The following is a 25,423-nucleotide window of genomic DNA, read 5'->3' on the forward strand; positions in this document are numbered from 1 at the left end:
TAACCCATTAAAGGACTAAATCCACCAGCTATCGGTTAAATCATACCATATACAAAGTCCCGTTTTTTCCCCGCTCCTATTCTGGGTAGCTTGCCAACCGATTTTAATGTTAACACCAAATTACTGATTATGAAACGCGTATTCCTCGCCATGGCGACCCTTCTTGTTTGTTTCCATGCTGATGCTCAGCAGATTCCCCAGGAAGAAGAAAATGCTTCCGAAGTCCTTTATCAAAAAGTGAAAAGACCTACTGTAGCTCCTGCCGAAGGCCCGGACGGAGACGAGAAAACCAGCAACATGAAAGTTGGCGCCCTCAAACCGTTTACGGCTACACGCAGTATTAAACCTGTAACACAATTGCTGTTCATTGAAGCAGATGCACCAGGCATTGCCAAAATGGAACGTGCCGGCGTTTGTGCACAACCTGTTGTAGAAGCTGCACTGGAACCTGTTTACAGTTCCGTGAAAGCACACATGCCGTTGTTCCTTCCTTTCAAGAACAGCACCACTGGTCTCTGGCAGGGCTTTTACTACAGCTGGGACAATGATAAGGATGGTAAGAAAGATGCCCACCGGGCTATTGACTATGGTAAAACATCCATAGCAGAAAATGAAGATCCTACCTTTGGCGTATATGCTATCGCCCCGGGAAAAGTGATCGACGTGAAATGGTCTAACGGCGGCGGTAACTATGTTACCATTGAACACACCGCACCGGATGGTTACAAATACCGCAGCACACATCTTCATTTGCGTAATGGCCATGATAACGACAAGGCAAAAGCCAAAGGCACTTCCGGCAAATACAAAACATTTGCCACTAACGGCACCAACAGCAATTTATGCTGGGGTACCAATACCCAAAAGATCGCGGTAAAAGAAGGTGACAATGTAGCGGCCGGCCAGTTCATCGCTTATGCCGGTAACACCGGATCTGGCGGTATTGGCGTGATCCTGGATGATGATGGTACTTTCACTGACAATGCCAGCATGCGTTCTTTCAACGTACATCTCCATTTTGAAGTACGTGTACAGGATACCCGCACAGGACATAGCGGAGAATGGGTACTGGTAGATCCATACGGCTCTTATAATCATGGCGGCGTAGATTGTTATGATCTGGATGCCACCACACCTTATGCACGTTTATTCGCACCTTTCTACCCCAGCTTCCACAATGTTCCGCTGGACCTCGTGAATAAATTCTGGGGTTATTATACCGGTATGGGTATGGCACTGCAAACCGTGAGTGTGGACAAGAACGGCGGCAACCTCTATGCTGCAGGTTCTTTCCAGTGGGGTATCCCCGGATCATGGTATGCCCGTTTCTATATGACCGGCGCTACTTACCAAACCTACTTCAACACCTACGATGCACAAGGCTACCGCCCGCGCCAGATCTCTGTTACCAAAGACGGCAGCGGCAATCCGCGCTTCTCTGCTATCTGGGAAAAGAAACCTGCCGGCCAGTCTGCCGCCTCTGTACACAACCAGGATGATGCCCTGTTTGGCACTACCTGGAAGAACTATGTAGATACCAAGAAATGGCATGTACAGGAACACGTGGATTATACCGTAGGCGGTAAACGTTACCATGCAGCCGTGTTTGTGAACAAACCTAACGACAATGGTTTCTACCTGTACTATGGCATGGCCGGTACAGACTTCGATAAGAAATTCAACGAACTCTACAAGAACTGGGAACTGAAAAGTATTAACGTAAATGGTAATACTGTTGGCGGTGTATGGCGTCCTAAAAAGAACAACTATGCTGCTTATTATGGTATGACATCTGCTTCTTACCAGACCAAGTTTAACCAGGCCAGCTCAGAAGGCCTGCGCCTCATCAAAGTGCAGAACTATGATGATAATGCGCGCTTCAGTGCTATCTGGGGTAAATAAGTTTTTCTCCATATGTGCTTAAGGCACAATATTGATAACACCTACTAATACCGGCAGGATGCTCCTCAAAGGGCATCCTGCTTTTTATTTTTGAGAATGGCAGTGCAAAGATTAGTAGATAAAAAACTCCAAAGCAACCATCCTTTCTCTCTTGTTTCTGTAGTTCATATGCCTGAATACCTGGCAGAACCCATTGCGGTTTTTCAAAGTAAAACAAGAACAGATTGTAAAGTCATTTTAACAGAAATGGAGGATAAAGGAATAAATATGGTTGTTGCAATAGAAATGAATAAATTATGTGGAAGGCGGGAGGTTAATAGTGTCAGAAGCGTCTATCCAAAGGATAATATCAGGGACATTCTGCTATGGATCGCACAGGATGATCTCATAGCATATGCCAATAAAGAAAAAATCCTTAATTGGTTTTGTAAACAGCAGTCCAATTCCGCTGACGTTACTAAACTAATTAAGGACGCTACAAAGGTAATAGAAAAAATATAAACTGTGAAAAAATACTTGGTATTTATAGTAACAGACACCTCTGAAAGGCATCCCTGAAAAAATTCGTACTTTTGCCCCCGCAAATGGTAAAGATCGACAATATCACCCTTCCGGATTTTCCGTTATTGCTGGCTCCTATGGAGGATGTCAGCGACCCGCCTTTCCGCGTGGTTTGCAAGCATAACGGCGCAGATCTCATGTTCACGGAGTTCATTTCCAGTGAAGGGCTGATCCGTGATGCCATTAAATGCCGCCGCAAACTGGAGATCTTTGACGAAGAACGGCCGGTAGGCATACAGCTGTTTGGCGGGGATGAAGAAAGGCTGGCCATGGCCGCTAAGATCGTAGACGTCACCAACCCTGAACTGCTGGACATCAATTTTGGCTGCCCCGTAAAAGGGATCGTAGCCCAGGGCGCAGGCTCCGGGGTGCTGAAGGATATTGACCTAATGGTACGCCTTACGGAAAGATGTGTACGTTCCACTACCCTGCCGGTAACCGTGAAAACACGGCTGGGCTGGGATGATGAAACCAAAAATATTGAAGAAGTAGCGGAAAGGTTGCAGGATGCAGGGATCAAAGCCCTCACCATCCATGGCCGCACCCGCTGCCAGATGTATAAAGGCGAGGCAGACTGGAGCCTCATCGCTAAAGTAAAGAACAACCCGCGCATCCATATTCCCATTTTCGGGAACGGGGATATTGACAGTCCGCAGAAAGCGCTGGAATATAAGAACCGTTATGGTGTGGATGGGATCATGATAGGGCGTGCCGCTATCGGTTACCCCTGGATCTTCCGGGAGATCAGGCATTACCTGAACACCGGGGAGGAAATGGCACCGCCAACCGTAGCAGAACGGGTGGAAGTATGCAAACAGCATTTACGCAAATCCCTGCAGTGGAAAGGTGATGGCGCAGGCGTGTATGCTATGCGCAGGCATTATCTGAACTACCTGAAAGGATTACCCGGCATCAAAGAATTCCGTACGCGCCTCGTTACCCTTAACACCGTGCCGGAAATAGAAGAAGTGCTGGATGAAGTGCTCCGCACCTATGATGGTTTTGAAGTGCAGAGAACACCCATCCAGCTGGTGAATTATCATGAGAATTGCCCGGTGTAAGATATCCTGCCGGCAAACCTTTTGCCCCGTCTAATACACGTACTCCGGCGGCTGGATCCCCTTTAAACGCAGATACACGATCAATTGCCCGCGATGGTGCGTAATGTGGTCCAGCGTAGTGTAAAGACCATCCTCTTTCCCGGAACTTTCCTCATATGTTTTCTTCAATGCATCGTACGCCTTTTCAAGCGCTGCGATGATCGTTTTCTTACCTGTTTTAGGCTTAGGCGGCGCCCATTCTGTTTCCACCTTCCGGATGAACATTTCAGACCACCAGTGAATACCATAAGTAATATGGTTCAGTTGTTCCCCGAAGCTCCATACTTCGTCCACCGGTTTAAGGTCATAAGCCGTTTCAGGCATTAACTCCGCCACACTTAATGTGTACGCGCGGGAGTTTTCCCAATGTTGTAAGAGTTGTGCTTTCATGTACCAAAACTAGGCAGCCGGGAAAAGAAAGGATTAAGATATCCTGCTCATTTTTGCGTTACGGTATTTTGCCGGCGGCAGTTCAAATTTCTTGCGGAAGGCCGCATTGAAATACTCCATGCTCGTGAACCCGGAAGTAAAGGCTATATCTGATAAAGGCGTTGGCGTGTTTTCGAGTAAAAGGGCCGCATGTTGCAGGCGGATGTCCTGCAGGAACTGGTAGGGAGAATAAGTGGTAAAGGTTTTGAAGATCCGGGAAAAATGGAAGGGGCTCACCAGGCTGTATTCTGCTATTTCCTTCAGGGAAATATCTTCCATGAAATGTTGGGTGAGGTATTCTTTGGCTCGCTCAATGGTAGCCAGGTGGTTCCTTTTCAGTTTGGCATGAATACGTTCATCCGGTTCATAATCCGTGATGTCGTTCAGCACTTTGCGGATCATGTCAAAGATCAGCTGATCTATGTGCAGTTTGCTGCCGGCACGCGTGAGCACCAGCTGGGTAATATAGAAATGCAGGAACTCTGTTTCCGGGGTGGTGCGGATGAGGGTGGAATGGAGGTCCGTATCGCTGAAGAACTTTGTATGGCCGTATTGTTCTTTCAGCTGCCGCAACAGTTCGCTGGAGATTTCGAAGATGGTGCATTCATCGGGCACAGCATGTGTATGGGTAACGGTACGTTCGTATTCCGGTTTGGTGATCAGGATGCAACCGCTGTAGGAATCCAGCGATTGCCGGAAAACATTGAAGAGGAAATTGCCTTTCCTTACAAAGCTGATACAGAAGTTCTCGCTCTGTTCCGGTTTGGAAGTGCGGCAATCTGTACACCGGCAACGGAAATCCATGATCCGGTAGTAGTCAGATGTATAAAGCGTATGAATGTCTGCATCCATCGTTTATTCACAAGCCGTTTTCTTAAAAGGTGTTGGTTCAAATTTTAGCAGTGCTGCATCGGCGTTAAAAACAGGCAGGCCTTCTGCATTCAGGCTATCCGTCTGCGCTTCGTACACCTGTTCTCCCATGAGCTTGAACACTACATCCCGGGTGCTTTTCATGCCTTCGCTCTGGAATTCATACGTAGCTCTCAGGATATTATCCTGTAAGGTGCCTGTTATAACCCCGCTGTTCTTATCCTTTTCATAAATACGGTATTCCAGTGTGCCGTTCACCTTATTATCATCTATAACCAGGGATAACTTAGCCGTATCCCGCCCGGAGATCTTATGATAACATCCTGCGATGGTGTTCTCTGTGCTGGCCTCTTCTGTGGTGGTGGAGTCGTTTTTAGCGGTGGTACCGGCCTGGTTGCAGGCGGCGAATGCGGTGGAAAGTAATAATACAAAGGATATAGCAGTTCTCATATATGCATGTTTCGGTGATCTCATAAAAATACGGAATAAATTTCGGTTCCGTATTTTCCTGCTGACATAGGGCTGTCACAACCCCGTAGTTCCTTTGTATTACAAACAAAAACACAAGTATATGTCAATCATTCCAGCCCTCCTCAAAGAAATGGAGAACGAAGCAACTACAACCCGTAAAATGTTATCTATTGTACCGGAAGATAAGTTCGACTGGCAGCCGCATCCCAAGAGCATGACGGTGCGCCAGCTGGCTACGCATATTGCGGAGCTTCCTACCTGGGTTACCATGGCGGTAACTACAGATGGACTGGATTTTGCCACCACCCCTTATGAGCCGGTGAAGATCAAAAGCAGCGGGGAACTGCTGAAATATTTTGAAACAGCCCTGGAAGATGGCAAAGCCCACCTGGTAAAAGCAGATGAAGCTGCCTTTCCGGAAACCTGGACCCTGCGTATGGGAGATGCGATCCTTGCAGAACAATCAAAAGCGGAAACCATTCGTATGACCTTTTGCCAGATCGTACATCACCGCGCGCAGTTGGGTGTTTTCCTGCGTTTGCTGGATGTGCCGATTCCTGGTAGCTATGGGCCTAGTGCGGATGAGATGCACGGATAGGTTTTTTGTTTCGGGCAATAGTTCTTTTATTATTTAAAAGGAGCTATTGCCCGAAACAAGTGTATTGCGATCTTACTGCAGTTAAGTAATATAGCTTTATTACATGCTTGACAATACATCAATAGACCCCTCTAACTGGTACCACCAGATGAGAGAAGAAAACCCGATATATTACGACCCTGATTTCACTTTTTTCTTTGGCGCTAAAGGCGCATGGCATATATTCCGGCATGAAGATGTGCGCGCTGTTGCAAATGACCCGGAAACATTCTCCAATGAATATATGACAAGATCAACGGAAAACTTGTTCAGCATAGGTCTTGCAGGATCAGACCCTCCACATCACAAAACATTACGGACATTTGGCAATCATTTCTTCAGCCCCTCTGCTATTTCCAATACGAAAGAATGGATGTATGACCTTTGTGAAGAAATGCTCCGTCCCTGGTTACAGCATGGCAAAATGGATTTTATAACTGATTTTGCTGCCATTATGCCAACAATAGTGATCGCGAAGTTATTGGGTATTTCTACGGAATATCATGAGCAAGTGGTGAAGTGGGTAGACACCTTTGTAGGTGACCCGGCTATTATCGGAATAGAAGCTCATTCCAAAGCCAACCAGGAAATGCGGGCTTTTTTACTGGAGCAGGTGGAAGAACGAAGGAAAGCACCCGGATCTGATTTCATTACGGGCCTGTTGCAGGCAGAAGTAGATGGCGAAAAACTGAGTGAGACGGACCTGCTTGCTTACTATTTTATAGTACTGATCGGAGGCAGTGAAACAATCGTAAACTTGCTGGGAAATGCCATGTTTACTTTTACGGAGATACCGGAACTGCAGGCACATTTAATACGTTATCCCGAGGATATTCCAAAGGCGATCAATGAAGTACTGCGTTATCGTTCTCCTGCAGCTTCCATACCACGCCGGGCAAAACGGGATATTTTATTCCAGGGTCACCAAATCAAGGAAGGCGATATGGTCAATCTCTCCCTGGGAGCTGCCAACCGGGACCCTTCCGTATTTTCAGACCCGGATACTTTTGACATTAACCGGGATAATTCCCGCATTTTAAGTTTTGGCCACGGTATTCATTATTGCATGGGCGCTGCTATGGCAAAGTTAGAAGCCAGGATCTTTTTTGAGGTGATCTTTAAGTATTTAAGAGAGATACATTTACAGCCAGGAGCAGCATTATCCCGTAAACCCAGTGGGCTGGTATATGGTTTGAAATCTTTGCCCATTAGGTTTCACACACATGAAGCCCTTTAGTTGCTCTGATACATACCAAACGCGTTCAGCACAAAAATATCTGCCAATACAGGAAAATCATAAGGGATAGGCCGTGGTGCAGCCTGGTCAGGGATAGATCTGAATCCTCCGTTTGCATCCTGATGTTGCAGCAGATAATGCCATCCCTGCTGAAGCTCCACAGGCCCATTCAGCTGGGCTACTGCTGTCATAGCATGTGCAGTACTGATAACATCACTGGGGCCTCCTGCTTTATGCCCCCATCCACCATCTGCATGTTGTGCATTTACCAGGTAGTGCAGGAGTTTTTCAAGCAGGTGATCAACGTAGGTTTGCACTGGTTCCACATACCTGGGAGGTACCTGTTTTAAGGCAGAAGTAACCCGTGCAATGGCATATGTTTCACTTAAACTCCAGCTACGCTCAAAGGAGCCATCCAACTGTTGCTGCTGGTACAAAAATGTTATTGCCGCCTGCAGCAGTTTTGCATAACGTTCCCCATCTGGAGCGAGCGCAATGATGGCATTAGCGGTCATCGTCACTTCTGAAGGATGACCATGCTGATATGTAGGAAACCCTCCGTCAGTATTGACCATGTTGATCAGGAAATTGGTGGCAGCAGCTATTGGTTCCGCATACCGCTGCGCATCTACAATACGCAGAAATTCAACTGCGCAACAGGTATCATCTACATCTGTTTGTTGCACTCCTTCTGTATAAGGCCAGCCTCCTTTATGCGTTTGCAAGAGCGTGATATAATCCGCCATTTGCTGTAAGAGAGCAGGCCGGGCACCTGTTTTAGCCAACGCAGTACCTGCCAGTGTTGTAAGGAATACCGTCATATCCGGAATGAAGGGTAATCCGCCATCGGGGTTACTATGGCGTAACATGTTGTTGATCCCGTTGCGGATCACCGGATGCCCGGGGGTCCATTTATGCAATGCCAGCAGGGCCAGCAGATGACAGGAAAAATGGCATTCCCAGACCTCTCTGAAAGTACTGCCTGTGAGTTGTTCTATAAGGAATGCTTTATCTTCAGAAGTAACCAGTTCAGCGCGTCCCTGCCCGTATGCATTCAGTATCTTGATAGCACAAAGCGTGAGCCCTACCCATGAAGCATACCCGTGATATTCCAATAAGGAGGGATCTATGGTTGTATTGTAAGGAACTGCTTCTAATACCGCAAGATATGTTTCAAACATGAGCCGCTTACGGCTGGAAGTGAAATGCCTAAAGTCTGCCAACATAACAGATATGGAAGCATCGCCGGTTATCGGCTTTCCAAGTGAAACGTCTATCAGCAGTTGTTCGATCTTACTAAGGTCAGGCGCATTGTAGCGTGCATGCAAAAAACGAATGATCGTAGTTTGCACCTGCGGATACATGTTCTCCTGTTGCAATAACCGGAGCATTAGTGCAGATTCCAGTGCCCTGCTGTTGCAGCGTTCCTGAATTCCTCCGCTATCACTCACGTGATCACTCAGATGTTCTCTCAGATCATAGGTACTTTGTTCTATCAGGGCTTCTTTAGCGTATCGTGCAGTATTCATCTCGCTTACTTTATGTGGGTTCAAACATGCCACCACCAGGCAATACAGCCAATGGGTAATGGTTCTTCACTGACATCGCTGGGTGTATTGCTGTACCCGTTTTGCTGTATGGCGGGCATTACACCCATACCATCCAGGGAAGTGTAGCGGAGAGTGCCCGTACACCAATCGTTAATTCCCCTGATGTATTGGCAAAGGCCTGTGAAATAGCGTTCAAGAAGTGGGATATGCGATTGCAGCGTTTTGTCTTCCAACACTATATCACGCAGGCGCAGAAAGCGGCAAAAGGCGCGATCGCGGAAGGCCATGGAAGTGATGAGTGCCTGTTCTACATTATAATGATACGCATGCTGAATGGCGTCTACAATGTTAAAGCCATCACTGGTACGATGCAATTCTTTGGGGTAAGAGTAGATTTCGGTGTCCCAATCTGCTACCAGCGCAGCTATTTCTGTGAGCGCGCGTATGCGTCTGTCCTCCATCAACCATGCCGGCATGTCTAACTCCTCAATAATATAGGGAAGTGTCACAAATGCCATGGTACCACCACTGTATAAACGAATATACGTATAGTCACTAAGGTTAGGTATAATGTTTCTTGCAGCATAACCTGCCTTCAGTACCTCCACGTAGAACCATCCTTTGAGCCCCTGTACAAACCGTTCTACATGCTCCTTACCCGTATGCTCTCCCATACGCAGTACAATATCACGCAGTGCCAATGGATAATTAGCTGTTTCATCTATTATAAATTCAGGTGCTTCCGCAGCGCGCATCATGCTGGCAGTAGCCACCGCGAGTTCTATGGGTTGCCTGCGTGTTGGACCTTCATCACAATAGTCATCATCAAATGCAAATGCCCACATGGAAAAATCGGCAGCCACCTGCAGCAATTCTTCTTTGCCAACAGGCGCGAAACATCCGGCAAGGCCCCCTCCGCAATTACCTGCAATCAGGCGGTTACGCTGCTCCTCGTTAGGATAGAGCCGGAAGCGGGTGATAAAATGCGCTGACTTTTCCTGTGCAATAGCTGTGAATGGATGAACCATAGATGGCATTGGCAGGTAGAATGGGGGAAGTTGTACAGGGCTGATCTGAGGGTTCATACGGGTTAAGCTTTATTCTTAGTTCCTTTATCTGAAGCTACAGGATCAAATCTATAGCAGGTCAGCAGAACTCCCGCCTCAGTAGTATTTATTCTACATAAATATCCTGTACACTACCAGCTTATGGCAGTGTACAGGTACTTCATTAATTCATCAAAGCAGATAACGCCACCGGGTTCTGTGGTTTGCTGATATCAAAGAAACGCACGCCACCCTCTACATAAGCGATCAGTATGCCGTTATACGGGATCACATCGTAATAAATACTGCCGTCATTGATGTATTCCAAAACTTTGGGCAGATAGGGGTCTTTGATATTAAACACGCCCAGTCCTTTTGCGCCATCGCAAACATAGAGCGCGCTATCCTGCACACCCAGGCCATATGGGCCTGTAAGTTCCACCTGCGCTTTCATCACCGGATTTTTTACATCCTTTACATCATATACCATCAGCGCATTCAGTGTACCGCCGCAGGTGTTCCCTCCTCTTAATGTTACAAAAGCAGTAGTGCCCTGCGTAACAACGGGATCACAGCTTCTGAAATGTTGGACGCGACTTTCCGGTTTAGGTTTGGCGGGATCTGTGATATCAAAAATAAACAGGGCATTTGTTGAGCCTACAAATAATTTCTGATCATAGGCAAAAATGGTTTCGATCCCCCAGGGTAATTGGGTCACTCCTTTATCCACAGGCGCGGTGGCATCCGTGATATCATATACCTTCAGCGCATTTTGGTTCACCACGTAGAGATAATTACCTGCGATGGCAAACCTTGCCAGGGAGCCACCTTTACCTCCATCTGCAAAAGAGTCCGAACTTTTAGCGTTGTCTTTGGTGCAGGAGATCATGATCAGCAGAACAAACAGTAAGTAGTATAATTTTTTCATTAGTAGTAGCGGCATTTAGGGTTATTAACTTTTTGAACTTCCCATCTCACGATCCTTCCTTTGGAGTAATCCGGGCACTCGTAATAACGAATAGTTGTTCCTCCTGTCATTATCAATTGCGGAAGCGGAGCATATTTTAATTCAGGAAAAACATTAGGCATGCGGCTTTTCACTTTGATATCCGGATAAGTATTGAGGTCCAGGATGATCATGTCCTCAAAGTTATTCGTGTACACGTTACTGCCTTTGAGGGCCACCTCTTTACAGCCAGGTACATTCAAAAAAGCCACTTTTACAGGGTTGGCCTTGTCTGAATAGTCAATAATGTGAATACCGGAATCCTGTTCCACCTGGAACAACCTGTTGTCCATTACGAAGATCTTACCTGCCTTATGCGTAGGCCGGATTGCCTGAGTAGCTATTTTCAGTTCATCGGAACCTTCTGCAGCATAAATGGGTACATACGTGTCTACAATACCGGGTGGCGGAGGTTCAGGAGGGTTTAGATCCCTGTTCCGGAGTTCAAAAAGGCGAAAATCGCAACCGCAGAAAGCAATTGCCATGAGGAAGAGTGTAACAGTTCTTAGCATAAGGATGATATTAGGGTTGATCCTTATACTAAACGGGGTGGTTCCCCGGAAAGTTACTTGCGGGCGATAAATTTATCATTAATGTAAAACGTGCCAAAGGGAATGATGGAAGCGCCCAATGCAATCAGCATCTTTTTGATGGACCAGTCCAGGGCCAGCTTCACTTCTATCACCAGGATCACGTACAGTACGAACAGCACACCATGCGCCATACCCACCTGTTTGGTTAACCAGGGTTCGCCTGCCAGGTATTTGAGGGGCATGGCTATTAAAAGCAATACCAGGAAGGAAATACCTTCCAGCAGGGCTATGATCTTGAGTCTTTTGATGGATTTCGGCGGCTTATTTTCCATGATGCAATATTACGGCGCAAATGGTGGATGGAAAATGATCCTCGTCAGGACTTGAATATTCGTATTTTTGCATGTATATGGAAGCGGTTAAAGTACCTAAGTTGACATTATGAACATTTTAATCAGGTATCCGGCCGAAAAAGCACTGCAGGCGTTGGGGTTATACTACATATTTACCACGCAAAAGGCTGCCGAAAACTTCCAGTACCAAACTTTTCCCGCTACCAATCTTTGCTTATCCATTTATAAGGCAAACACCGTGGTGAAACAGGTCTCACGCACGCAAAACAACTGCTTTGTACAGGCAGGAGGCAATATGCACAGCAGGCTGTGGGGATTTCATAAAAAACCATTCGATGTAGTCATTGACGGAGAAATGGATCAGGTATCCGTCATCTTCCAGGCAGGCGGACTCCGGAAGTTTACCCGCATTCCTTATGCGGAGCTCATGGAGGAAACGGACGTATTGGAAGCTATGTTTGGACGTGCAGGCCGCGACCTCGCTGAGAGGCTCTATTCCACCGACCGGGTGGCTGACCGGCTACAGCTATTGGATCAATTTCTCCTGAACGCCCTTCATGATAACAACAGACAACAACATATCGATCATTTTTTATTGCATCTTGATCATCAAAATCCTAACTCCCGCGTTGTGTCCATGGCGGCTGCCGAAAACAAAGATGCGTCAACCCTTTACCGGCAGTTTAAACAGTATGTTGGCCTGGCCCCCAAAGAATACCTTAAGGTTGTAAGGTTCAGAAAGGCCTTGCGGGCGCTTCAACAGAAAATGTACCCAAGCCTCACAGACCTCGCGCACGGTTTGGGTTATTACGATCAATCACATTTCATCAGGGATTTTTCACTGTTCTCCGATTACAGCCCAGGCCTGATCCACAAGATAACTACCGTTGTCCAGGAAGAACTCATCCTTATCCCCGCCAGTAAAAATGCATGATTTTTACAATTCCAGCCTTCTCTAATCAGTTACTTTTGGCACGGACATTAAAAAAAGCCCGTCGCTATGAAATTTTTCAACAAGCTGATACTCATCACGTTTTTCTCCTCCTGCTGCATACAGGCATTTTCGTATGCCGGCCCACGCGAGCGGTTTAAAGCATTCAAATTCGTTTACGGGGGTATAGCCTTTAGTGTGGATCCGCGTATCGAGTTATACCAGGCCGTAGTACTGGCTTCAGGCATGCCGGTAACCAACTATGTGGATATAGATTATAAGCTCAAAGTGGATAAACAGATGGCCAGATACAAAAACCATCCCCTGTTAGTTTTTTCGGAGCAGTATCTTAAAAGAAAAAACATTTTTAAGTACATCGATGCGCCTATCACGTTTTTACTGCACCTCGATAACAATTTTGAATGGAGGAAGGATGTCACTTATGAATTGCGTAATAATACGGCCATCGATTCCTTCCGCCGCTATCTCAAACAGTTTGTTGAAGAAACCGACTACATTCATTTTTTCAATAGCAACGAAGCATTTTACAATATAAGCCTGCGCAACCTGCAGTTCAACCTGGAAGATTTTAACGAAAAGGAACGGGTACTCAATTATTACGGCGTTAAGCAAAATGAACGCATTGATTTCAATCTCATTCTGAATTTCCTGGGCTGGGGCAATTTTGGTCCCCGATTGCGTACCAGTAAGGGCAGGGAGATGTATGCCGTCATCGCCCCCCAGAAGAGTTACATACGCATACCTACTTTCGATCAGACCAGGCTGTATGATCTCGTCTGGCATGAGTTTGGGCATTCTTTTGCCAATCCGGCCGTTGAAAAGAAGCCCTTTGAAGATCAGTTGAAGGCCCTCTCGCATTTGCATGAGCCCATTAAAGAATCCATGCGCCAGCAATCTTATGCGGAGTGGATGGCGGTAGTTAAAGAGCATTTAACCGAAGCGGTGGCCTGCCGGCTTGCAGCACAGAAATTTGGCGAAGCCTTTACCGAACAAAACGTTGTGCGCGTAAAAAAAGGACGCAGGTGGATCTACCTGAATCCTCTGCTCGATGCATTGAAAGAATACGAAGGCAACCGGGCAAAATACCCTACCCTCGAAGATTTCATGCCGCGTATCGTGGAATCCTTCCAAAAGATCACCCAGGCGGACATTGATAAATGGATGGCAGCCACAGAGGCTATCCGGAAGCCCGATATTGACAAAATGCCCCAGATCGCCGATGTATTCAATAAAGACAGTGTATTGATCATCCTTTCTTCTCATGAAAGCGATACGGCCGCAGACAGGCGATTGAAAGAATTTATAAAAAGCTTTATAAAACTGATCCCCAGTCTGACAAAGGGTACAACCATCACCGATGCCGAAGCCGGTAACTATGACCTGAGCCTGTATAACCTGTTTATCGTAGGTACGCCTGCCGGCAATTCCGTCATGCAAAAAGTATTGCCCCAGTTGCCTGTTCAGCTCAACGAAAATGGTGTGATCGGTGAAAAGAAATACGATGGTAAAGGTTATATGCTGATGTCCGGGTGGGTGAACCCCGGCAACACCAAAAAGGTGATGACCATCATAACAGCCCTGCATCCCGATGACATGTTAGATTTTAACCGCGCTCCTTTCGGGGGATCGAACTATCATATCATGAAGAATCTGGTCACTTATAAAATGGGTGAGTATAAAAGGAATGGATTGATCTGGGTTTGTGATTAAGTATAAAAAAGGATGGTCTGCTTTCTTCGCAGACCATCCTTTTTATAATACCAGCGGATTCAATTCTGAAGCAGCAGGCCCGCCTATGGGCAAATTCAGCAGCCATGTAGCATGGTCGTTCTCCTGCCATTTATGTTTGGGCGTTGTGATCTTTGCATCATCAGCGATATAAATAACCGTCATTACTTCCCGCATGTCCGGCGAGTTATTGCCGGGTGCGCTGTGAATGGTATAACCATAATGCCAGGTAGCATCGCCGGCCTTCATAGTAGATGCGCGGGTGATGGGGAATTGATGCTCACTGACATATTCATTGAATGCACCCTCCGATTCATCAGATATTTCATAATCGAACACAACGCCATTTTTGTGTGACCCGGAAGCAAAGGTGAGCATGCCCATTTCCACATCAATATCTACCAGTGGCATCCACATCGTAACGGTATTAGGGGTATCAATGGGCCAGTAATACTGATCCTGATGCCAGGGTGTGGGGCCACCACCGGGTTCTTTGAACAAAGCCTGATCGTGATAGATCCGTACGTTGGATACACCCATCAGGTCCGCGGCCATCTTTGCAAAACGTTTGGCCAGTACAAATTTCCTCACCCGTTCATCTACGCGCCATAAATTCATGATCTGCAGGAATGCTTTGCCGTAAGTGTCCCTTTCCTCCATCTTTCGTTTCTCGGTATTGTACTTACTGGCAGCATCAGCAATCACCTCCCGGTAAACAGCTGCTTCACCGGCATCCAGCACATTGGGGATCAGAATATGTCCGTTTTTACGGAAAGCTTCTGCCTGTGCAGGGGAAATTTCTCTGGCATCATTTAATTCCATACGTGGGTAAGTTTTAGTATTACGAAGTAAAGCATCCGCCCGCGTGAAAAAAATGGCGCCATTGGTTATTTATTGGGGTATTTTATCCGTTTATCGTAAAAATGCTAGATTTATAATAAAAAAGGCAATGCTTAAAGCCTCCTACGAAGTTTTACAACCCGCAGGAAATCATTCTTTCCTTGTGAGAACATTCGGGAAAACAGGGTTCGCAGCTCCTTATCATTTTCACCCGGAATATGAATTAACGTGGATCGTAAAAGGGAGCGGCAAGCGGTATGCAGGCAGCAATATGGCAGGATTTTCTGATGGGGACCTGGTATTATTAGGGCCTCATGTACCGCATTGCTGGAAATTGCAGCCAGCCGGGAAAAATGCACGTTCTGTGGTTATCCAGTTCACAGCGGATTTTTTAGGGGAAGGGTTTTTCTCCAAAGCTGAAATGGTCAATATTCAAAAGCTATTCCAGCGCAGCAGCTGTGGCATACAGTTTATAAAAAGAACACCCGCGCTGGTGCAGGAACAAATAAAGGAACTCACGGAGGAGAAGAATAATTTTAAACAACTGATCCTGTTACTGGAAATATTACAGCAACTGGCTGTTTCGAAGGAGTATGTATTACTGGATCAGCAACGGCTGAGCGCGGAACTCTCGCCAGCCAATCAGGCCAGGATCAATCCTATCTTTGCTTACCTCGTAGAAAATTTCAGGAAGGAGGTTTCATTGAACAAAGCTGCCGCAATTGCAAACATGACACCGAATGCATTTTGTAAATACTTCAAGCGCATCACCCGCAAAACATTTATGGAAACGGTGATTGAATACCGGATCAATTACGCAACCCAGCAACTTATTCAATCTGACAAAACCATTTCCGACATTTGTTTCGATAGCGGATTTGGTGATATCTCTCATTTCTATAAAATGTTCAAAGCCAAAATGCAGGTAAGTCCGTTGCATTACCGGCAGCAGTTTGGTGTTTTTTGATAGACGCTTACAATACATCAAACCGATACACCCCGGATTGAAACTCCAGCTGATATTTACCATTTACTTCGGCACCTGAGATTTCCTTACCAGCCTCATTCCTGATCCGCTGCTTGTTAAGTGGTAATACATATGTTGCAGAGGCATTTTCTGGTACTTCAATTAAGATCCTGAGTTTCCCTTCAGGGGTCCTTTCCCATTCTGAACGTATTTTCCCAAAAGATGATTTGCAAAAACTCAGATCTCCTATGGGTTTTGGCTCAACTATGAAATGTTGCATACCAGCACTTTTCGGGTCAACTTTTATCCCCCCGATACCGGAATAAAACCATTCCACCACACTTCCAAACATAGGATGGCACCTTGAACCGCCCCCCTTCCATGTTTCCCATAAGGTGCTATTTTTAGCATCGAGTAAATATCCAAAACCTGGAAAATCCTTTTGATTCATGATCTGGTAGGCAATGTCATCCCTGTCATTATGAGAAAGCACCTTCAATAACAGTGGTGTACCTAAAATACCCGTATCAAAATGGTAATTAAGATCCTTCAACTGGGCTAATAACGCATTAAAAACAAGGTTATAATTTTCCTCAGGCACTAAACCAAATGCTAAAGCGAAGACATTAGCACCCTGCCTGCCTTCCCAATAACGATTTTCGGAAGCGTTATAATAAGCTTTATTAAAATTTACTTTTATTCCTTTTGCAAGGTTTGCAAACTTTACATGATCTTCATTTTTCCCCAGCACCAGCGCTACCTTACTCATGATATTAGTTACATGATAGAAGTATGCTGTGTTTACGAAATGTTCTGGGATCTTTATACTGGCAGGTGTACACCAGTCTCCCAAACACCAACCGTTTGGTTCTTCCCTGGTTACCAGCCCACCCTTGTCTGTTCTCGTTTCCAGATACTCTACCCATTGTTTCATCCCTGCATAATGCCTGGCCAATATTGTACTGTCACCATAATAAGAAAAATACGCCCAGGGCATGATCACGTATGCCGATCCCCATGCCGGACCGCCACCGCCACCTCCAAAAGGGGCTGTGTGCGTAACAAACCCGGTCTTCTTATTCCTTGCATCGTTCATATCGTCCAGCCACTTATTGTAAAGCTGTCGCATATCATAGGTGAAAATCGAACTTTCCACAATCACCTGCCCATCCCCGGTATAACCAAGTCTCTCTCTATGCGGACAATCGCTGCTCACACTCCCATGAAAGTTTGCATTCTGCGTTTTGATATACGCTTCATTTATCTTATTCAGGAAGGGATTAGAACATTCAAAACTCCCATTTGATGCCACATCCGTATGTACCACCTTTATTTTTAAACTACTCTTATCCAGGTCTACATCGTCAGCAATCACTTCAACCCGCCTGAATGCATGCCAGGTAAATTTCGGCTCCCACTGCTCCAGCCCTTCCCCTTTAAGAATATAGCTATCAAACTGGCCGTAGTCGTCCCCTTCCTCGCTAACGTACCTGATCTTCAGGCGGCTCCCTGCTTTGCCCTTAACGCTTATAGATGCCCAGCCTGACACCGTTTCATCCAGATGATAAGAATATTTACCATCAAAAGACGGTATAAGTGTACGCGTAATTTTATCAAATGGTGCAGTTTGGGGATGCAAACTACCCGTAGGCGGCCTAACCAACAAAGCTGATTTCCACCGAACATCAGCATAACCCACCTTATTCCATTCTCCCAATTCCAATCGTGCATCGTATATTTCACCTGTAAAAATGCCATCCTTTAATAGCGGCCCGGTTGCTGTTTTCCAGGAATCATCAGAACCGATTATTTTACTGCTTCCGTCTGCATACGTTATTTCAAGCTGGAAGATCAGCTTCGGAACATCATACCACATATCCCCTTCTACCCTTCTGTCTCGTTGATTATACCATCCGTTACCAAGCTGTACACCAATGGCATTGCCTTTTGGAGCGATATTTTGGGTGACATCAAAAGTATTGTACAACACACGCTGTGTACTCTGATCATCATAAGGGTAAAGCAAATTTTTAAGCGGCCTTTTATCATAATTGGTGACCGCAGGAGCCAACACCTGATCTCCAATCTTTTTCCCATTCAGGAACAGTTCGTAAAACCCTAGCCCGCTGACGTACACTACTGCCTGTTTTATCTTTTTATCAACAGTAAACTCCTTACGGAAAAAAGGAGCCGGGTAGGTTATTGCGGAATCAGGATATAGGTCCTCCATAGCCCCGATCCACTTGCCCTGCCAGTCTGAAGGATGTAATAAGCCCATTGACCAGGAGGCCACCCCGCTCCATGCAGACGGAGAATTATCCTCGTCCCATACCATCACTTTCCAATACAGCTTCTTTCGCGATGTTAAAGGTTTGCCGTGGTAAACAACCTGATCAGAATTATCTGAATTTACTTTATCACTATCCCAGTAATCCGCTTTGTTTTGCTGCAGCAAGGAAATGCTACTTGCTGCCATTATCCGGTAAGCAGTTTGCTTTTTTGCTTTATACTCAGACACTAGTTGCCAGCTGAGTTTTGGTTGTATATTCTCAATGGCTATGGGGTTCGAAAGATATTCGCATGAGAGTTTTTCAACTTTCACTTCAATCGGTTTAGCCAAAATAGCAAGTGGAATAAAGAGGCATAGAATAATATAGGTAGAAATTATTTTCACTTAATATTTTTATGTAGTGGTAAAAAGCAGTTCAACAGCTAATGCAATGGCGAAAAGTGCATAATGTAAGAAGAATTCTGCCGTCAAACGGTGTTATTTCCGGAGATGGCCCGGGGCATCCCCGGGGTTGGCCCATGGCAGGCCCATGGTAGAGTCATAGATACCCCCGGGTACCTGGCTTTGTACTGCGCCACCGCAAATTCCGCCAAATCCTTTTCTAATGATAATTCATGTCGAATGATCCATCGTAACATCAGTTTCATGTCGAAAAAATAGGCTATTTTCGACATCAATTGATTTTCGTGTCGAAATGATCGACATGAAACCCATTCTTGAATGACAATAAATCGACATATATGGCTTATAACAGACTTCAGGCATTTAATGATTTACCTCCTCTTTTTCCAGTGGAAGTAAATTTGGAAACTCCTGAAATTTTTCGCCAGTTAGCAAAGGCATCCAGGCATTTGGGGGAACTGAATGGTCTTTGTGCGAGTTTGCCCGATCCTCAAATATTGATCAATACAATCGTATTGCAGGAAAGTAAAGACAGTTCGGCTATAGAAAATATTGTTACTTCTCAGGATGAATTATATCGGGCAGCTACGGAAGAAAAAACATTGGATCATACCTCAAAAGAGGTATTGAGTTATCGTAAGGCGTTATACACTGGCCTGGAAAGAATGCAGATCCAACAGAATTTACTGCTAACAAATACAATGATAGAAATTGTTCAGACAATCAAGCAAAATAAAGCCGGAATAAGAAATACGCCGGGTACCGCCTTAAAAAACGGTATCAGTGGTGAAATTATCTATACACCTCCCTGTTGCGAAAATGTATTAAGGGAAAAGCTGGAGAGTCTGGAACGTTTCATTAATGATCCAGCGCTTTCATCATTAGATCCATTAATAAAAATGGCGCTTATACATTATCAGTTTGAAGCTATACATCCGTTTTCAGATGGAAATGGGCGAACCGGAAGAATTGTAAACGCATTGTACCTGGTACAACAGGGGCTGCTTTCTCAACCTGTTTTGTATCTAAGCTCTTATATTGTAAAATATAAAACAGAATATTATCAGTTATTGAGAGGTGTCACAGAAAATAATAACTGGCATGATTGGGTTATGTATATGCTTACTGCTATTAGTGAAACAGCTCAGTTAACAACATATAAAATTAGAAGTATGCTTGCCTTGAAGCAGGAATACGAAAGATCAGTGAAGCATATTCTGGGGTCTTCATTTAATTATGATTTGGTTCGGTTGATGTTTACATTGCCTTATTTAAAAATCGAATTGCTGGAAAAGAGGAACATTGCGCATCGTCAGACAGCGTCGGTTTGGTTAAAGAAACTAATTGATGCTGATATTTTGAGACCTATGAAAATGGGCAGAACTACTTATTATATCAATTTCAGGCTAATGGATTTATTTGTCAATGACTGAGTTACTTCATATTATGCAAAAGCTACTTAAGTTGACCAAAGTAATAAATAACCTTACTTCTGAATTGCGGGTATCTACATTTGGAGTTTAATCTAAACACTGACGGGTAATATGCCCAGCCGTTCCTGATCACTATAGCAATTAAGTCCATATACCGGGGCTTGAATTTTTCCATAATATCTTTATATTCACTAAAATAAAGGGTACCGGCCCCGGGCTCATAAAGGCGCTCCCTTAAGGCTGACTCGAATGCCAGATCATATTTATGCGTTAGCAGCTTGTTGATTGAATACTTGCCATTCGTTAACAAAAAACCAAATCCATGATACTCACAATACTCAATCAGCGCTTCCATCTTTCTGTGGGTGACAGCATAAGCCATGTCAGACAATTCCTTCACCTCTGCCAAAATGCTGTGGCCATTGTTTAATCGTATCACAAAATCGGGGGTGTAGCAACGTTGCAGGCCATTGCGGTTATATTCTATTTTAACGGGCTGTTCAAAATAATAATTCACTTGTGGACTTGCTTCCAACAACTTAATGAAGTACAATTCCTGTCCTGATTCATATTGAACCATGCGATTACATTTATCACTCCAAAATGTGCCGTGACGGAATTTTTCGCTTTCATTCACTTTTCTTTTAGGAGCCTGACGTTCAAAGGCTGCTCTACTCCATTTTTTGATATTATCGAACCAAATAACGGTTTGCAGAACCAATTCAAACTTAGTTTCCTGCTTTTCAGTTTTAACTATTGCGCGTTTTATATATCTCTCAGCCCTGGCATTTTCTAATTCAATACGATATGTTTCTTTGGCTTTTACACGCTCACTATTTTCTACAAAATAAAGTCTCGATAAAAAATCGAATACAATATGAGCCGGAAAGTCATTAAGATCTTCAGACACGATTCTGAAAATTGCTTCCTCAATACTTTTATCTTCCAGCTTTTGCCTACTGTTGATGACATTTCTTATAATTGATGCAGGGAAAACCACACTCCCTCTTTTTGCGCGCTTAGCTATCTTGGTTAATGCTTTGCGATAAAGCCGTAAGACACCTTTCTCTGTTAACCCAAATCTGTTTGCCAGTACCACCGGCTTAGTAAACGAAGATTCTTCAAAGTTGAACATCTCCATAAGAATACCCACCTCCCTATCTGTCACATAACACCTTCTGGTGCTTACAGCGGGAGAAGCTAATATCTTATAAAAGGCATTTAATATGGTTAATCCTGTAAGGGTCATAATAACAATCCGGAACCAAAAACGTGCCATTTGAAAAGGCCGCTCTAATAGAGCGGCCTTTTTTTATCATTCATCTTTTTATATTTCTGCCTGATATTACGGATTCGTAGACCACAACCCCGCAGATTTCACCAATACCCTCCTGTTCAATTTCAACTGCGCTACCACAAACTCCGCCAGATCTTCCGCCTGCATCACCTTCTCCGGATTACCATCCGTCAACTTCAGCTCAATAGCCATATCTGTAGCAATCGTACTCGGTGTTAAAGCACTCACGCGTATATTATGCTTCCGTACTTCCAGCATCAGGGACTCCGTTAACCCCAACAACCCGAATTTAGAAGCACTGTACGCACTCGTTAAAGGCGCACCCCGCTGCCCGGCCGTAGAGGACACATTGATAATATCCCCGGACTTCCGCTCAATCATACCCGGTAAAACAGCCCTTGTAACGTAATATACGCCCAGCAGGTTCACCCGCACGATATTCTCCCACTCAGATGGCTCCAGGTCCATAAAACCGCCAAAAGACGCAATTCCTGCGTTATTGATGAGAATGTCTATCTCCGGTAATACTTTCGTAAGTTCTTGCACCGCGGTATTTACGGCATTGATATCCGCAACGTCCGCTATGGCATAAGTTACCTTTACACCAAAAGCAGCCACTTCTTTGGCCGTAGATTCCAGCGATGAAGCCGTACGCCCCATCAATGCAATATCCACACCTTCCTTCGCCAGTGCAATAGCTACTGCCCGTCCTATCCCTTTACCACCACCGGTGATCAGGGCTTTTTTCCCTTTTAAAGATTCCATATGTTTTTAGTTTATTATCGATATCCTTTTGCCTGCAAATGGAACAACTCCGCATACCGGCCATTTTTCAAAAGCAGTTCATCATGGCTGCCTATCTCTATCAACTCTCCTTTCTCCAAAACAAGAATCCTGTCTGCCATCCTTACTGTAGAAAAACGGTGAGAAATGAGAACTGCAGATTTCCCTTTGGTGAGGTCTGCAAAACGCAGGAATACTTCATACTCCGCACGTGCATCCAGTGCAGCGGTAGGTTCATCCAGGATGAGCAATTGCGCATTCTTCATATAAGCCCGCGCTAAAGCGATCTTCTGCCATTCTCCACCAGATAGTTCTATACCGTTATTGAACCGACGGCCCAGCATCTGATCATACCCGCCAGGCAAACGTTCCATCAAGGAGTCCGCCATACTTTTCTGCGCGGCGTTTTCGATTAAGTCCTGATTACCCAGTTCCCTGATATTCCCGATGGCAATGTTTTGCGACACCGTCATCTGGTACCGTTGAAAATCCTGGAAGATCACCCCTACCTGCATGCGCAGTTCCTGCAGGTCATATTCCTTCAGGTCATGCCCATCCAGCAGGATGCGGCCTTCTACCGGATCGTAGAGGCGTGCCAGTAGTTTCACAAGGGTAGTTTTCCCGGCACCGTTCTCTCCTACCAGCGCCAGCTTTTCCCCGGCATGCAGCGTGAAGTTCAGGTGGCGGTTCGCCCATCTGTCTGAATTTAAATATTTGAATCCAACATCCTCAAATGTAAAACCTTCGAGGATGGGCTTAGGGAAAGGTCTTGCATTAGCCCGCTGGGTAATACGTGGTTGGATCTCGAAGAACTCAAACAGATCACGCAGATAAATAGCCCCCTGTGTAATGCTGGTGAAGCGGATCAGCACACCTTCCAGTAATCCCCTCAACTGCCGGAATGAACCGCCGAGGAAAGCCAGGTCCCCGATGCTCAGCTGCCCTTTCACCGTTTGCAGGATGATAAACACGTAAGCGCCATAATAACCGGCGCTGCCTACAATGGCAAACACCACCGCCCAGCTTTGGTATTTGATGGAAAGGTCCTTTTTATCATTGTAGAATTTATCGGATAATCCTTTGAAGCGGTTTACGAGGTAACTGGAAAGATTGAAGATCTTTACCTCCTTCACCGATTCATCGCTGGCGCCCAGGAAGCGGATATAATCCAGCTCGCGGCGGTCTGAGGTTTGCCCCCATGCCAGTGCATAGAACTTATCGTTGAAATAGGTTTCAGAAAAGAAAGCGGGCAGTACGGAAACAAACAACAACAGGATAAGCCAGGGGCTGAAGGTGATTAAACCCGCGGCGAGGAAGATCATGGTGGTAACGTCCTGTACCTGGCTGAGCACCTGTGAGAGCAGAATGGTGCGGCCTACGGTTTGCTGCCGCGCGCGTTCCAGTTTATCGTAAAAAGCAGAATCTTCAAATTGGTCCAGGTCCAGCGTGGCGGCGTGCTGCATGATCCGCACGGAAGTATGGTTGGCTACTTTTTCGCCCAGCAGCCCGTCCAGCAGGCCTATCAGCCGGCCTAATATGCCGGTGATCATCACTATGCCAAATTCTACGGCTACCAGTTCCCAGAGGTATTGGTAAGAGAGGTCTCCCTGCACCTTCGTCATCCGCACAACTTCGTCGATGATCAGCTTACCTACATACAGTAATGCAAGCGGGGTGGCAGACTGTGCCGCGCGCAGGATAGCATTGCTGAGCGCCATCCCGGGGCTTGTTTGCCATACAAGTTTGAAAAATGAAGGCAGGTTGCGCAAAGCGGCCATCCTTTCTTTAAAGCTCACATCTGGTTCCCCTGGTTTTCTGTTTGGCCTTTTCATATTGTAATTAAAGGTAAGTAAAAAAGGGCTGCCTCTTATTTTTGGAGGCAGCCCGGGTTACTTAAGAAGCATTCACTTGTTTACACTTATACTACTTTCTCCTGTAAGTGGGACATGTACCTTGGCGTGTCTTCCAAAGACCACCAGAAGAAGCCGGAAACCATTGTTTCCAGTCCATCCAGGTACACTTTTACATCTTTGTTCAGCTGTGTGCCAAAGTCCGGCAGCTTACGCCTCAGCTGTTCTATCTGATGCATTTCGTAGTCGTGGATCCGTGCTGCTTCATTCAGTGCTTTTTCCATCGTTAAGTCCTCGTTATGTTTCAATACCATCACGAGGTTGTGATTGTCTCCATGCGCCAGTTCCTTGGCGAGGGAGAAGATGTCGTTTGCCCAGCAAACCACGCGCCTGCACAGATCAACGATCCGTACAAAATCCTGGTCCTGCAGCACATACACCGGCAGTGAGCTGCCTACTGCCAGTTCATTGATGTCCGTGCCCAGGTTGGCGCCTGAGAAGTAAGGACGCATCCGCATGTATTGCTTTACAGTGGGCGGCGTTTTACTGGTGGCATTGGCGGCTTCCCAGATAGCGGCTTCAAAAGTGGCTTTCAGCGAAATGGTGAACTGGCACTGCCAGGTAGCCCTGCTGGCGGGAATGAGATTTTGCCAGATATCGCTGAATGCGGCGAGTACGTTACCACCTTCAGCAACACTTACAAAATGATCATTACGCAGGATCTTCACAAATCCGCTGATAAAGTTCTGCAGGAAATTCTTGTCCCGGATAGCAGCTGTTTCCGGGCTGATGTGATCCAATTGTTCATCCAGCACAAAAAGCCAGGAGTAAAAATTGTTGATCGTGATAAGAAGCGGGAGATCTCCATCTGGAATCGTGCGGCACGTCATCCAGGCCATTTTGTAATTAGAGAATTCTTCGAATGCCTGTTCATTTGGGAACAGCGCAAATCGTTTCATCCAGGCATCTGTTGCTGCAGCAACCTCTTCCACATGAGGGCTCATGCGGGAAGGGTACGGGCAATACAGATCCGGGATGGAAGTGATCGTTTCCATCTGCGGGTACTTTTAATGGTTAAAAAAAAATGTGTGTCTTACGCTAACTAATTTACACTATTATATTTTCGTATAAGATAAATTAACATAATATAAAGCAGTGTGGAAAGGGAATTAACAAAAAAAATGAA

General features: G+C 45.5%; 23 protein-coding genes. 9 read left to right on the top strand and 14 right to left on the bottom strand.

The window, feature by feature from the left end; all coding sequences use genetic code 11:
• The first annotated feature begins 129 nt into the window (after positions 1 to 129).
• The 3 genes from GFS24_RS06565 to dusB all read left to right on the top strand — a co-directional run bounded on the left by GFS24_RS06565 (position 130) and on the right by dusB (position 3,524).
• Entirely contained in the window at positions 130 to 1,902 is a 1,773-nt protein-coding gene (locus GFS24_RS06565; RefSeq protein WP_153658780.1) for a peptidoglycan DD-metalloendopeptidase family protein, read from the top strand.
• A gap of 96 nt (positions 1,903 to 1,998) precedes the next feature.
• On the top strand, positions 1,999 to 2,403 hold the full coding sequence (locus tag GFS24_RS06570) for a hypothetical protein (RefSeq protein WP_153658781.1): 405 nt from the start codon (positions 1,999 to 2,001) through the stop codon (positions 2,401 to 2,403).
• A gap of 83 nt (positions 2,404 to 2,486) precedes the next feature.
• Positions 2,487 to 3,524: a tRNA dihydrouridine synthase DusB gene (dusB, locus tag GFS24_RS06575; RefSeq protein ID WP_153660235.1), complete on the top strand. Its 1,038-nt coding sequence runs from the start codon at positions 2,487 to 2,489 to the stop codon at positions 3,522 to 3,524.
• A gap of 30 nt (positions 3,525 to 3,554) precedes the next feature.
• Here dusB and GFS24_RS06580 read toward each other — a convergent pair whose 3' ends face one another.
• From GFS24_RS06580 to GFS24_RS06590, 3 genes are read right to left on the bottom strand one after another with little or no spacing between them, the layout of a single operon-like run.
• On the bottom strand, positions 3,555 to 3,953 hold the full coding sequence (locus tag GFS24_RS06580) for a DinB family protein (RefSeq protein ID WP_153660236.1): 399 nt from the start codon (positions 3,951 to 3,953) through the stop codon (positions 3,555 to 3,557).
• A 33-nt stretch (positions 3,954 to 3,986) separates the two neighbouring features.
• Complete coding sequence (locus tag GFS24_RS06585; protein ID WP_153658782.1) at positions 3,987 to 4,844, bottom strand: AraC family transcriptional regulator; 858 nt, start codon at positions 4,842 to 4,844, stop codon at positions 3,987 to 3,989.
• A gap of 3 nt (positions 4,845 to 4,847) precedes the next feature.
• Positions 4,848 to 5,312, bottom strand: a complete 465-nt coding sequence (locus tag GFS24_RS06590) for a hypothetical protein (protein ID WP_153658783.1) — start codon at positions 5,310 to 5,312, stop codon at positions 4,848 to 4,850.
• 121 nt (positions 5,313 to 5,433) lie between these two features.
• On the opposite strand from GFS24_RS06590, the gene GFS24_RS06595 reads away from it, so the two are divergent.
• Both GFS24_RS06595 and GFS24_RS06600 read left to right on the top strand, forming a co-directional pair.
• On the top strand, positions 5,434 to 5,931 hold the full coding sequence (locus GFS24_RS06595) for a DinB family protein (protein WP_153658784.1): 498 nt from the start codon (positions 5,434 to 5,436) through the stop codon (positions 5,929 to 5,931).
• A gap of 103 nt (positions 5,932 to 6,034) precedes the next feature.
• Positions 6,035 to 7,207 carry a cytochrome P450 gene (locus tag GFS24_RS06600; protein WP_153658785.1) on the top strand — a complete coding sequence of 391 codons (1,173 nt, stop codon included), beginning with the start codon at positions 6,035 to 6,037 and terminating at the stop codon, positions 7,205 to 7,207.
• On the opposite strand, the gene GFS24_RS06605 is transcribed toward GFS24_RS06600, so the two are convergent.
• From GFS24_RS06605 to GFS24_RS06625, 5 genes are all read right to left on the bottom strand, one after another.
• Complete coding sequence (locus GFS24_RS06605; RefSeq protein ID WP_153658786.1) at positions 7,204 to 8,736, bottom strand: prenyltransferase/squalene oxidase repeat-containing protein; 1,533 nt, start codon at positions 8,734 to 8,736, stop codon at positions 7,204 to 7,206. The genes GFS24_RS06600 and GFS24_RS06605 overlap by 4 nt on opposite strands.
• A 20-nt stretch (positions 8,737 to 8,756) precedes the next feature.
• Complete coding sequence (locus GFS24_RS06610; RefSeq protein ID WP_153658787.1) at positions 8,757 to 9,842, bottom strand: hypothetical protein; 1,086 nt, start codon at positions 9,840 to 9,842, stop codon at positions 8,757 to 8,759.
• 145 nt (positions 9,843 to 9,987) lie between these two features.
• Positions 9,988 to 10,731: an LVIVD repeat-containing protein gene (locus tag GFS24_RS06615; RefSeq protein WP_173002989.1), complete on the bottom strand. Its 744-nt coding sequence runs from the start codon at positions 10,729 to 10,731 to the stop codon at positions 9,988 to 9,990.
• Complete coding sequence (locus GFS24_RS06620) at positions 10,731 to 11,321, bottom strand: hypothetical protein (RefSeq protein ID WP_153658789.1); 591 nt, start codon at positions 11,319 to 11,321, stop codon at positions 10,731 to 10,733. Before GFS24_RS06620 ends, GFS24_RS06615 begins: the two co-directional genes overlap by 1 nt.
• 53 nt (positions 11,322 to 11,374) lie before the next feature.
• The gene (locus GFS24_RS06625; RefSeq protein ID WP_153658790.1) at positions 11,375 to 11,674 is read right to left on the bottom strand and encodes a DUF3817 domain-containing protein; all 300 of its coding nucleotides are present in this window, start codon (positions 11,672 to 11,674) and stop codon (positions 11,375 to 11,377) included.
• Positions 11,675 to 11,783: 109 nt separating this feature from the next.
• Between GFS24_RS06625 and GFS24_RS06630 the strand changes: the two genes are divergently transcribed.
• The gene (locus tag GFS24_RS06630) at positions 11,784 to 12,629 is read left to right on the top strand and encodes a helix-turn-helix domain-containing protein (RefSeq protein WP_153658791.1); all 846 of its coding nucleotides are present in this window, start codon (positions 11,784 to 11,786) and stop codon (positions 12,627 to 12,629) included.
• A gap of 66 nt (positions 12,630 to 12,695) precedes the next feature.
• Entirely contained in the window at positions 12,696 to 14,357 is a 1,662-nt protein-coding gene (locus GFS24_RS06635; protein WP_153658792.1) for a DUF4932 domain-containing protein, read from the top strand.
• A gap of 42 nt (positions 14,358 to 14,399) precedes the next feature.
• On the opposite strand, the gene GFS24_RS06640 is transcribed toward GFS24_RS06635, so the two are convergent.
• The gene (locus GFS24_RS06640; protein WP_153658793.1) at positions 14,400 to 15,197 is read right to left on the bottom strand and encodes a phytanoyl-CoA dioxygenase family protein; all 798 of its coding nucleotides are present in this window, start codon (positions 15,195 to 15,197) and stop codon (positions 14,400 to 14,402) included.
• A 127-nt stretch (positions 15,198 to 15,324) separates the two neighbouring features.
• Between GFS24_RS06640 and GFS24_RS06645 the strand changes: the two genes are divergently transcribed.
• Positions 15,325 to 16,182 carry an AraC family transcriptional regulator gene (locus GFS24_RS06645; protein ID WP_173002990.1) on the top strand — a complete coding sequence of 286 codons (858 nt, stop codon included), beginning with the start codon at positions 15,325 to 15,327 and terminating at the stop codon, positions 16,180 to 16,182.
• A 7-nt stretch (positions 16,183 to 16,189) separates the two neighbouring features.
• Here GFS24_RS06645 and GFS24_RS06650 read toward each other — a convergent pair whose 3' ends face one another.
• Positions 16,190 to 18,658, bottom strand: coding sequence for a family 78 glycoside hydrolase catalytic domain (locus GFS24_RS06650; protein WP_216647365.1), 2,469 nt, complete (start codon positions 18,656 to 18,658; stop codon positions 16,190 to 16,192).
• Between the two features lie 554 nt (positions 18,659 to 19,212).
• Between GFS24_RS06650 and GFS24_RS06655 the strand changes: the two genes are divergently transcribed.
• Positions 19,213 to 20,307, top strand: a complete 1,095-nt coding sequence (locus tag GFS24_RS06655; RefSeq protein WP_153658796.1) for a Fic family protein — start codon at positions 19,213 to 19,215, stop codon at positions 20,305 to 20,307.
• A 22-nt stretch (positions 20,308 to 20,329) separates the two neighbouring features.
• On the opposite strand, the gene GFS24_RS06660 is transcribed toward GFS24_RS06655, so the two are convergent.
• The 4 genes from GFS24_RS06660 to GFS24_RS06675 form a co-directional block, all read right to left on the bottom strand.
• The gene (locus GFS24_RS06660; RefSeq protein ID WP_153658797.1) at positions 20,330 to 21,586 is read right to left on the bottom strand and encodes a TnsA endonuclease N-terminal domain-containing protein; all 1,257 of its coding nucleotides are present in this window, start codon (positions 21,584 to 21,586) and stop codon (positions 20,330 to 20,332) included.
• Between the two features lie 66 nt (positions 21,587 to 21,652).
• Positions 21,653 to 22,369, bottom strand: coding sequence for a 3-ketoacyl-ACP reductase (locus tag GFS24_RS06665; RefSeq protein WP_153658798.1), 717 nt, complete (start codon positions 22,367 to 22,369; stop codon positions 21,653 to 21,655).
• 14 nt (positions 22,370 to 22,383) lie between these two features.
• A complete protein-coding gene (locus tag GFS24_RS06670) occupies positions 22,384 to 24,219 on the bottom strand; it encodes an ABC transporter ATP-binding protein (RefSeq protein WP_153658799.1) in 1,836 nt (611 codons plus the stop codon).
• Positions 24,220 to 24,305: 86 nt separating this feature from the next.
• Positions 24,306 to 25,292, bottom strand: a complete 987-nt coding sequence (locus GFS24_RS06675) for a hypothetical protein (protein WP_153658800.1) — start codon at positions 25,290 to 25,292, stop codon at positions 24,306 to 24,308.
• Positions 25,293 to 25,423: the final 131 nt, after the last annotated feature.

The organism is Chitinophaga sp. SYP-B3965, from assembly GCF_009647655.1.
GTDB lineage: Bacteria > Bacteroidota > Bacteroidia > Chitinophagales > Chitinophagaceae > Chitinophaga.